Origin of the sequence: Amycolatopsis kentuckyensis, assembly GCF_002155975.1 — a bacterium.
In the GTDB taxonomy this organism is placed as follows: domain Bacteria; phylum Actinomycetota; class Actinomycetes; order Mycobacteriales; family Pseudonocardiaceae; genus Amycolatopsis; species Amycolatopsis kentuckyensis.
This window is the reverse complement of sequence record NZ_MUMI01000431.1, coordinates 1-9,705: the sequence shown is the minus strand read 5'-3', so window position 1 is coordinate 9,705 and position 9,705 is coordinate 1. Positions and strand designations below refer to the sequence as shown.

Here is a 9,705-nt window from a genome sequence, read left to right as displayed (position 1 = left end):
CGGCGACCGGCTGCCCCGGCGCGAGCTCGACGCCGAACACCGAGGAGACGATCCAGACCACGGCGAGCACGGCCACGACCCGCGTCGCGCCGGTCCGCCGTCCGGCGGCGACGCGGCTGAGCCGCAGCACCGCGAGCACCATCAGCACCACCACGGCCACCGCGAGCAGGCCGGCGCCGATCAGCGCGGCGGTCGTGGCCGCGTTCCCGATCTGCCCCGCCAGGAACTCGACGCCGGCGTGGAAGAAGCTCCAGTCGTAGACCGGGTCGAACGGCTTCTCGAGCGTCGCGTAGAAGCCGGTGTCGAGGGCCTTCATCAGGGTCAGCAACCCGAGCCCCAGCCCGACGAGCACGGCGACGACGCGGCGCGCCCGCGGCGGCAGGACCAGCAGGACCGCGCCGATGACGAGCCCCTCGACGGGCACGCGCACCAGCGCGGCGGCGGAGAACGAGCTGAGGTCGTCCGGGGCGAGGAGCCCGAACAGCACGAGCAGCGCGGCCAGCCCGGTGAGGACCCGGCTCGCGACGGCGTGCCGGCGCCGTCCGAGCCGGGGCAGCCCGAAGTCGGGCAGGGCCGCCCCCGGGGCCGGGGTGCGGCGGCGGACGCGCCGCACCAGCGGCAGACCGATGTTTCCAACCATGGCGAGCCTCACGTCGTGGTGCACGGTGTGACCGACGGCCCGTGCGGCCGGGCGGCGATCGTCACCCCGATATACGGGCCACGGCGGCGCGCGGTTCACGCGCCCCCGGGTCTCCGCACGCCACCGGCGGCCGGCCCCGCTCGCGCGAAAGCGATCGCCGGTACCCGGACGCACCCGGCCCAAACCCCGTGAGACCGCCTTTCACCCGCGAAAACCGCGAAATCCCCGGCACAGGGGAAGGAGCGTTGCGGGCCCGCTCCCCCGGTGTTCTCCTCGGGGTGTCCGAAGATCGAATCCCGACCGGAGGCCCACGATGAATCTGTTCGACAAGGCGAAGGAAGCGCTCGGGAAACACCCGGACCAGGCCGACCAGGGTGTCGACAAGGCCGCCGAGGCCGCCAAGCAGCGCTTCGGCCAGCACGCCGACAAGATCGACCAGGGCTCCGACAAGGTGAAGGACTACCTGCACAAGCAGGGCGGCGGGCAGCAGGAGCCGCCCCCGCAGTAGGCCCGGCCCGGGGCACGCCCAGCCGTCCGGGGGAAGCGCGCTTCACCACCCCCGCGGCTGGGTACCACCGGCTCCGTGGTCGCCACCTACCTCGTCCCCGTCCGGACCGCCCTGCTCCTGTTCCCGCTCGTCGCGCTCGCCGTGATGCTGCCGGCCGCCTTCGTCAGCTACCGCCGCCGGGGCCGCGCCGGCGGATGGACGACGTTCGTCTTCTACGCGTTCCTGTTCTACCTGCTGGCGATCGCCACGCAGACGGTGCTGCCGCTGCCCGCCGACCCGGCGTACTGCGCGGGCCACACCTACGCGAGTTCCCCGCAGCTGCGGCCGTTCTACTTCGTCGAGGTGGTTTCGCAGCGGGCCCGCGGCCACTGGAGTCCCGGGGCGCTGCTGCACAACCCGGCGGTCTGGACCACCGCGCTCAACGTCGTGATGCTGGTCCCGCTGGGCTTCTACACCCGCTACGCCCAGCGGGTGCGGCTGGTGCCCGCCACGCTGATCGGCTTCGGCGTGTCGCTGTTCTTCGAACTGACGCAGCTGACCGGCCTCTGGTTCGTCTACCCCTGCCCGTACCGGCTCTTCAGCGTCGACGACCTGCTGCTCAACACCGCGGGCGTCGTCACGGGCTGGCTGCTGGCCGGCCCGCTCGGGCGCCTCCTCCCGCCGCCGGAACCCGAACACGACCGGCGCCGCTACGCCGCGAAGGTCACCTTCACCCGGCGGCTGTTCGCGCTGGCCACCGACCTGCTCGGGTTCGCCGCGCTGCTCGGGTTCCTCTTCGGCCTGCTGACGCTGTTCGGCGAGGACCTGCGCCACCGCGACACGCCGGTCGTCATCCTCGCCCTCGTGTGGTTCGTGGTGCTGCCCACCGTCACCGGGTCGACCCCCGGCAAGCGCGCGATGCTGCTGCGGGTGACCCGCCGGGGCGGCCGGCGGGCCGGACCGGTCGCCCTGCTGGTCCGCAACGGCGTCCTGCTCTCGCCGCTGTGGCTCACCTGGCTGCTGCTGGACCTGGACCGCTGGGACCTGGCGAACCACCCCGAGCAGCTGCTCCTGCCGGTCGCGCTGGCCGCGTCGGTGTTCGTCGTCGGCGTCTGGACGCCGCTGGCGGTGCTGCTCGACAACGAGCACCGGGCGCCGTACGAGCGGCTGACCCGCACGGTGAACACCGCCGTCGTGCCGCCGGAGGCCGCGGAACCGGCGCCGGCACCCGCACCGCCGGAGAAAGTCCTTAAAGGACGGTGACGGGACACCGTGCTGCCCGGCCTCGACAGCGCTGGTAGATTGCGTCCGGAACGGGTTGAGCCGCCAGCCCGTGTCCTCACGTCCCCTTCCTGGAGTTTCGATGACCACCGACGCAGCGCGGCCCCGGCAGCGGTATTCCGGTGACGGCTGGTCGCTCGAAGCGCACGACTCCGGGGGTGCCGGCGGCTACACCCTGCGCGGTGAGTTCGACTTCGCGGCCTCGGCGAAGCTGGCGGAGCTGCTCCCGGCCGACCCCGGCCCGGCGCGGGTCGTCGTGGACATGGCCGAGGTGACCTACTGCGACTCCAGCTGCCTGCAGGTCCTGCTGCGGCTGGCCCGCGGGCTGCGCGCGGCGGGCGGCAGGTTCGCCGTCGTGTCGGCCGCTCCGGCCGTGACCCGGCCCATCGCCCTACTCGGCCTCGGCGACGTGATGCCCGTGCACCCGGCCCGCGAATCGGTCGAAACTTCCTGGGGTGTGGCATGACAACCTCGGATACCCGTGTCGGCGGGCCCGGTTCCGGGCATGAAGAAGGGGAGGGCCTCCCCGCGGAGGCCGGCACAGCGAAGGAGGCCGACGTGAAACTCCGATTTGCCCGGCACGAACTCGGCATCTCCCCCGAACTTTCCGAACTGGCGCGGGTCCGCCACTGGGTCCGGACCGTCCTGGGCGGCTTCCCGGCGCACTTCGTCGGCACGGCGGTCATGGTGGTGGACGAGCTGACGTCGAACGCGCTGCGCCACGGCCGCGCGCCCTACCACGTCCGCCTGCTGCCCGGTGCGGCCAAGCTGCGGATCGAGGTCGACGACAGCGGCGTCGAGCCCGCCCGCCGCCGGACACCGTCCGACCACGGCGGGCGGGGGCTCCTGCTGGTCGAACGCTGCGCGGCGGCCTGGGGCCAGCTGCGCCGGCCCAGCGGCAAGACCCTGTGGGCCGAGCTGGCCACCGACCCGGATCCGGCGGGTGCCCGTGGCTGATCCGGCGCACACCGCGCCCGCAGTCGCGATCGACCGCACCGGGGGCTGGGCGGCCGCACCGGCCGCGGCCGTCGTGATCGACCGCCCCGGGACGATCCGCGCGCTCAACGACGCGGCCCACCTGTTGTTCCCCGCCGCCGACCCGGGCCACCCGGCGGCCGGCGGGGTCGCGGAGTGGCTGACCGCCGCGCACGACCGAGGCGCGGACGAGGTCGTCCGCGGCGAGGTCGGCGAGCGCGCCTTCGCCGCGCACCCGGTCCCGCACGGCGAGGCCGTGACCTGGTGGCTGGTCGACGAGACCGACGTCCGCTCGGCGCGCGAGGCGCTGGCCCGCGAGCAGGAGCGGACCACGTTCCTCAGCGAAGCCTCCGCCGCGCTGCTGGGCTCGCTCAACCTGGACCGCTGCATGGAGGTCGCGGCCCGGCTGGCCGCGGAGCACCTCGCCGACGCCGCACTCGTCCTGGCCCCCACCGCGGGCGTGGGCTTCCCCGCCGTCTCCTGCGTGCGCGGCGGGCGGCCGGTCCGGACCCGGCTGGACATCGACCCGGACGACCTGCCCGGCCTCGGCGAGGCGCTGCAGGGCTTCCCGCCGGTGCCGTCGCGCTGGCTCGACCCCGGCGCGGCGCCGTCCTGGGTGCTGCCGGAGGGCTTCGGGCCGGTCGGCTCGATCGTCGTGACGCCGCTGCCCGGCCACGGCGTCCCCGCCGGTGCGCTGGTCCTGCTGCGCCGCGGTGACCGGGCGTCGTTCACCGGCCAGGAAGAACTCTTCGCCCGGCTGTTCGCGGCGCGGGCCGGCGCGGCGATGTCGGCGGCGCGGGTGTTCGCGCTGCAGGCGTCGATCACCGACACGCTCATGCGCGAGCTGCTCCCGCCGACCCTCGAGCAGCTCGGCGGCGTCGAGTTCGCCGGGCGCTACCGCCCGGCCCGCGACGGCGAGCGGATCGGCGGCGACTTCTACGACGTCCATTCGGCCATCACCGCCGAGGGCGACGAGTCCCTGGCCGTGCTCGGCGACGTCTGCGGCAAGGGCCTCGACGCGGCCGTGCTGACCGGCAAGATCCGCACCACGCTGCGGGCGCTGCTGCCGATGGCCGGCGACCACCACCGGCTGCTCGAACTGCTGAACCGCACGCTCGGCGACAACGCCGACGCCCGCTACGTCACCCTCGTGCTGGCCTCCGCGCGGCGGGACGGCGCCACCGTCCGGCTGCGCGTGACCTGCGCGGGGCACCCGCCGCCGCTGATCGTGCGGGCCGACGGCCGGGTCGAGGAGGCCGACAGCCAGGGCAGCCTGATCGGCGTGCTGCCCGAGATCGAGTCGTCGAGCGCGGACATCACGCTGCACCCCGGCGAGACCTGCCTGCTCTACACCGACGGGATCGTCGAGGCGAAGGGCGGCCCGCTCGGGGACGCCATGTTCGGCGAAGAACGGCTCAAGCAGGCTGTGGCCGAGTGCGCGAACATGCCGGCCGACGCCGTCGTCGAGCGCGTGCAGATGCTGGCCTCGCAGTGGATCGGGCGCGGCACCCACGACGACATGGCCGTGCTGGCGATCACCGCGCCGCGCGGGCAGCACCTGGCCGCGGTCGGCGGCCACGGCCGCGGAAGGTACACCGCATGAGCACCGCCACCCGCGCCACCGAGGTGGCCGAGCACGCCGAACGGCTGTGGGCCGCCGTCACGGCCGGCGACGAGTACACGGCGGGCGACGTCGTGGTCCGGGCGCTCGGCGACGGGGCCGACCCGGAGAGCGTGCTGCTCGACGTGATCGGGGCGGTGCAGCGGCGGGTCGGCCGCGAATGGGCGGCGAACCGCCTCACCGTCGCCCAGGAGCACGCGGCGACGGCGATCAACGACCGCGTCATCGCCGCCTTCGGCTACGTGCTGGAGCGACCGGAGCCGCACCTCGGCCGGATCACCGTCGCGTGCGTCGACGGGGAGTGGCACGCGATGCCGGCCCGGCTGCTGTCCGAAGTGCTACGGCTGCGCGGGTTCCACGTCGACTACCTGGGCGCGCAGGTGCCGGCCCCGCACCTGGTGGCCCACCTGCACCGGACCGGCCCGGACGCGGTGGCGTTGTCCGGCTCGCTCGCGACCCGGCTGCCGACGGCGCACGCGACGATCACGGCGTGCCAGGCGGCGGCGACCCCGGTCATCGCGGGCGGCGCCGCCTTCGGGCCCGACGGCCGGTACGCGCGGCTGCTGGGCGCCGAAGCGTGGGCCCCGGACGCGCGGGCGGCCGCCGACCGGCTGGCCGAGCCGCTCCCCCGGCCGCACAGCGCCCCTCGGCCGCATTGGGCCCACCAGCCGCTCGACGACCTGCCGCACCTGGCCGACCAGGAGTACACGCTCGTCACGCGTAGCTCGGGCCGGCTGGTGAAGACGGTGCTGGCCGGGCTGGAGGAGCGGATCCCGGCCCTGCGCGAGTACACCGACCTGCAGCGCCAGTACACGGCCGAGGACCTCGCGCACATCGTCGAGTTCCTGGCGACCGCCCTCTACGTCGGCGACGGCGAGCTGCTGACCGGGTTCCTGACCTGGACGGCCGGCATCCTGACCGCCCGGGGTGTCCCGGCGGCCTCGCTCGTCCCGGCGCTCGAGCTCCTCGAAGCGGAGCTGCGCGACTTCCCGCGGGCCACCGGCATGCTCCGCACCGCACGAACGCACTTGGCGGAGCCGGCCGCCGGATCGGAGCGGTCCGCATGACTGCCGAGCTGACCTGCACCTGGGCCGTCGAGGACGACATCGCCCGCGTGACGATCGACGGCGACCTCGAGTTCGCGACCACCGGCGCGTTGCTGCGGCTGGTCACCGACCGGCTGGCCGGGCACCCCGGCGTCCGCGAAGTGCGCCTGGACTGCGCCGAAATCGGCTTCTGCGACTCCTCGGGGCTGTCGGAGCTGATGAAGGTGCACCGCGTGGCCACCGGCGCGGGCGCCCGGCTCCACCTGGACAACCGGCAGCCCGCGCTGGAGCGCCTGCTCACCCGCACGGGTACGGCCGTGTACTTGACCGGCGAACCGGCGGACTCCCGGGCCCGGCGGGATTCCTGAGCCGGTGCACCGCGCCGCCGTCCAGCGGCCCGGCCCGACGAGGATCTCGTTCACGGCCGGCTGACCGCGGGGTCGAGCTTCGGGTCCTGGGACGAGCTCCGATGCCCCACGATGCGCCGGTGACGAGGAACACGGGATCGGTCACGGACGCAGACTAGCCAACCCGCCCGGAATGGTCTAGACCATAGGGGCCTCCGTCGTCCAGCTAGGAGAACCCGTGGACTTTTCCGCCGACTTCGGCACCGCGGTGCGCGAGCACCTCCGCCTGATCGAAGACCGCAACGCCGCCGCCCTCGACACGGTGGCCGGCCGGCTCCTCGACGTCGTCCACGCCGGCCGGCTCGTGCACACCGCGGCCGCGGGCCACGGCCTGGCCGCGGTGCTGGAGACGTTCTACCGCGCGGGCGGGCTCGCCTGCGTGCGCCCGCTGTTCCACCCCGGCCTGCTGCCCCTGCACGGCGCCCAGGCCAGCACCCAGCTGGAACGCATCCCCGGACTGGCGGCGACCCTGGTCGCGCAGGCGCAGGTCCAGCCCGGTGACGTCGGGATCATCTTCTCCAACTCGGGCGTCAACGCCTTCCCGGTCGAGCTCGCCGACGAGCTGAAGAAGGCCGGCGCCTACGTCGTCGCGTTCTCTTCCCGGCCCCACATGGACAGCGCCCCGGCACGCTCCTTCGCCAAACTCGGCGAGCTCGCCGACGCCGTCCTGGACACCGCCATCCCACCCGGCGACGCCGTGGTCCCCACGCCCAGCGGAACCACCGCGGCGCTGTCGACCCTCTGCTCGACCTACCTCTGGAACCTCCTGCTCGTCCGCCTGACCACCCTGGCCGGCGACGCCGCCGTCCCCCTCTGGCAGAGCTCGAACCTCCCCGGCGGCGACACCGCCAACGAGAAGCACCTCGGCCACTACCGGGACCGGGTACCGATGCTCTAGGAGCTGTCCTGTAAGTCATCGGAGCCAGAGGGCGATGGCGGCGATGGTGAGTTCGGCCTGGTAGTGGGCGGCGCGTTTGGCGTAGCGGGTGGCCAGGTCACGGAGCTGCTTGAGTCGGTTGAAGCACCGTTCGACCACGTTGCGCTGTTTGTAGATCTTGGCATCGAAGACCGGTGGTCGCCCGCCGCGGGAACCCTTGCCCTTGCGGTGGGCGGTCTGGTCTTCCCGTTCCGGGCTGACGAAGGTGATGCGCCGGTCTCGCATTGCCTGGCGGGTCGAGGGATGTGAGTACGCTTTGTCCGCAATCACCGTCTCCGGCCGGCAGCGTGGCCGGCCTGGCCCGGGGCGGGCGACGCTGATGCCATCCAGTAGTGGCATCAGCTGTGGGTTGTCTCCCGCTTGGCCGGGGTCCAGAGAATCGCGTTGATGACTTGGCGGTGATCGCGCCACCGCCGGCCACCGCCCTGCTGCGGCGGCGGCAGCGGCTCGATCACCGCCCACGCCTTATCTGTCAGCTCACCGCGACCAACCACCGGGCACAACTACCAGAGGTCCAGCTCAACCGCTTACAGGACACGCCCTAGCCCGTCGGCGCGCCGGCGGCTTCCCGGCGCGCCAGGTTCGACGGCCACCAGATGCGCCGCCCGACGTCGATGGTCAGGGCCGGGACCAGCAGCGACCGCACCAGCAGCGTGTCCAGCAGGACGCCGAACGCGACGATGAACGCGATCTGCGCCAGGAACAGGATCGGGATCACCGCCAGCGCCGAGAAAGTCGCCGCCAGCACGACGCCGGCCGAGGTGATCACCCCGCCCGTCAACGACAACCCGCGCAACGTCCCGGCGCGCGTTCCCCGGGTCAGCGCCTCCTCGCGGACCCGGGTCATCAGGAAGATGTTGTAGTCGATCCCCAGCGCCACCAGGAAGACGAACCCGAACAGCGGCACCACCGGGTCCGCGCCCGGGAAGCCGAGAACGTGGTTGAACACCAGCGCCGACACCCCCATCGTCGCCGCGAACGAGAGCACCACCGTGGCGATCAGCAGCAGCGGCGCCAGCAACGACCGCAGCAGCAGTGCCAGGACCAGGAAGATCACCAGCAGCACGATCGGGATGATCAGCGCCCGGTCGCGTTTCGACGTCTGCTGCGTGTCCAGCTGGATCGCCGTGGGGCCGCCCACCTTGGCGTTCGCCTCCGGGACCGCGTGCACCGCGTCGCGCAGGCGGCCGACCGTCGCGACCGCCGCCTCCGAGTCCGCCGGATCCGTGAGCACCGACAGGATCTGGACGCGGCCACCGACCACCTTGGGGCGGCCGTCGGGGCCCGGCACCGGGAACGACTGCGCCACTCCGTCTGTTGTGGACGCTTTCAGGACCGCGGGCAGCGCGCCGGCGTCGGCGATGGTGATCGCCGGTGCGCCGAGGCCGCCCGGGAAGTGCCGGCCGAGGATCTCCTGGCCGGTCCCGGATTCGACCTCGGTCAGGAACACGTCCGACTGCGCGGTCCCGGACGCCTTGAGCTGCGGCAGGAACGCGACGCCGACGCCGAGCACCAGCGCCGTCACCACCCAGACCGTGCGCGGGCGGCGGCCGACCAGGCGCGCGACCCGGCCCCAGATCCCCGACGTCTCCGGGTGCGGCGAGCCCAGCGCCGGCTTGAACGGCCAGAACGCGCCGCGCCCGCACAAGGCCAGCACGGCCGGCAGGAACGTGGTGGACGCCAGCAGCGCGGCGCCGATGCCGATCGCCGCCACCGGGCCGAGGCCCTTGTTCGAGTTGAGGTCGCTGAACAGCAGGCACAGCACGCCGAGCACGACCGTGCCCGCCGAAGCCGCGATCGGTTCGAGCGTCGCGCGCCAGGCGAGCTTCAGCGCGTCGAACCGGCTCGGCGTGTCACGCAGCTGTTCGCGGAACCGCGCCACCAGCAGGAGCGCGTAGTCGGTCGCCGCGCCGAACACGAGGATCGAGAGGATGCCCTGGCTCTGGCCGTTGAGCGCGAGGACGTCGTGCTCGGCCAGCAGGTAGACGACGAGGCTGGCGAGCCCGAGCGCGAACACCGCCGACAGCAGCACCAGGAACGGCAGCAGCGGGCTGCGGTAGACGGCGATGAGGATCAGCGCGACCACGCCACCGGCGACGAGCAGCAGGATCCCGTCGATGCCGCCGAACGCCTTGACCAGGTCGGCGATCTGCCCGGCCGGCCCGGTGACGAGCACGGTGAGCCCGGCCGGCGCGCCGCCGAGGCGCTCCCGGACCTCCTTGACGACGTCGGCCGGGTTGCCGTCGGCGAAGATCGGCACCGCCAGCTGCGCGGCCTGGTCGTCCCGCGGCGCCCGCTCCGGCCGGCCGAG

11 protein-coding genes and 1 pseudogene are annotated in these 9,705 nt (G+C 73.6%); 8 read left to right on the top strand and 4 right to left on the bottom strand.

The window, feature by feature from the left end; translation table 11 throughout:
• Positions 1–640, bottom strand: a pseudogene (locus tag CCN39_RS35100) (sulfatase); the annotation flags it as partial.
• Between the two features lie 313 nt (positions 641–953).
• Here CCN39_RS35100 and CCN39_RS35095 point away from each other — a divergent pair.
• The 8 genes from CCN39_RS35095 to CCN39_RS35060 all read left to right on the top strand — a co-directional run bounded on the left by CCN39_RS35095 (position 954) and on the right by CCN39_RS35060 (position 7,355).
• Positions 954–1,148 (top strand): antitoxin, encoded by a 195-nt coding sequence (locus CCN39_RS35095; protein WP_086849390.1) that lies wholly within the window; start codon positions 954–956, stop codon positions 1,146–1,148.
• A gap of 75 nt (positions 1,149–1,223) precedes the next feature.
• Positions 1,224–2,390 (top strand): VanZ family protein, encoded by a 1,167-nt coding sequence (locus tag CCN39_RS35090; protein ID WP_086849388.1) that lies wholly within the window; start codon positions 1,224–1,226, stop codon positions 2,388–2,390.
• 100 nt (positions 2,391–2,490) lie between these two features.
• Complete coding sequence (locus CCN39_RS35085) at positions 2,491–2,874, top strand: STAS domain-containing protein (protein ID WP_086849386.1); 384 nt, start codon at positions 2,491–2,493, stop codon at positions 2,872–2,874.
• A gap of 92 nt (positions 2,875–2,966) precedes the next feature.
• A complete protein-coding gene (locus tag CCN39_RS35080) occupies positions 2,967–3,365 on the top strand; it encodes an ATP-binding protein (protein WP_086849384.1) in 399 nt (132 codons plus the stop codon).
• Entirely contained in the window at positions 3,358–4,986 is a 1,629-nt protein-coding gene (locus CCN39_RS35075) for a PP2C family protein-serine/threonine phosphatase (RefSeq protein WP_434781146.1), read from the top strand. Before CCN39_RS35080 ends, CCN39_RS35075 begins: the two co-directional genes overlap by 8 nt.
• Positions 4,983–6,071, top strand: a complete 1,089-nt coding sequence (locus CCN39_RS35070; protein WP_086849382.1) for a cobalamin B12-binding domain-containing protein — start codon at positions 4,983–4,985, stop codon at positions 6,069–6,071. Before CCN39_RS35075 ends, CCN39_RS35070 begins: the two co-directional genes overlap by 4 nt.
• Positions 6,068–6,418: an STAS domain-containing protein gene (locus CCN39_RS35065; RefSeq protein WP_086849380.1), complete on the top strand. Its 351-nt coding sequence runs from the start codon at positions 6,068–6,070 to the stop codon at positions 6,416–6,418. The genes CCN39_RS35070 and CCN39_RS35065 overlap by 4 nt, the downstream gene beginning before the upstream one ends.
• A 217-nt stretch (positions 6,419–6,635) precedes the next feature.
• Positions 6,636–7,355, top strand: coding sequence for a sugar isomerase domain-containing protein (locus CCN39_RS35060; protein ID WP_086849378.1), 720 nt, complete (start codon positions 6,636–6,638; stop codon positions 7,353–7,355).
• Between the two features lie 15 nt (positions 7,356–7,370).
• Here the strand turns inward: CCN39_RS35060 and CCN39_RS35055 are convergent, their stop codons facing one another.
• The 3 genes from CCN39_RS35055 to CCN39_RS35050 all read right to left on the bottom strand — a co-directional run.
• Positions 7,371–7,733: a transposase gene (locus tag CCN39_RS35055; RefSeq protein WP_208630515.1), complete on the bottom strand. Its 363-nt coding sequence runs from the start codon at positions 7,731–7,733 to the stop codon at positions 7,371–7,373.
• Complete coding sequence (locus tag CCN39_RS51330) at positions 7,733–7,888, bottom strand: transposase (protein ID WP_279629601.1); 156 nt, start codon at positions 7,886–7,888, stop codon at positions 7,733–7,735. Before CCN39_RS51330 ends, CCN39_RS35055 begins: the two co-directional genes overlap by 1 nt.
• A gap of 47 nt (positions 7,889–7,935) precedes the next feature.
• On the bottom strand, positions 7,936–9,705 hold a 1,770-nt coding region (locus tag CCN39_RS35050; protein WP_086849376.1), incomplete at its 5' end, for an MMPL family transporter.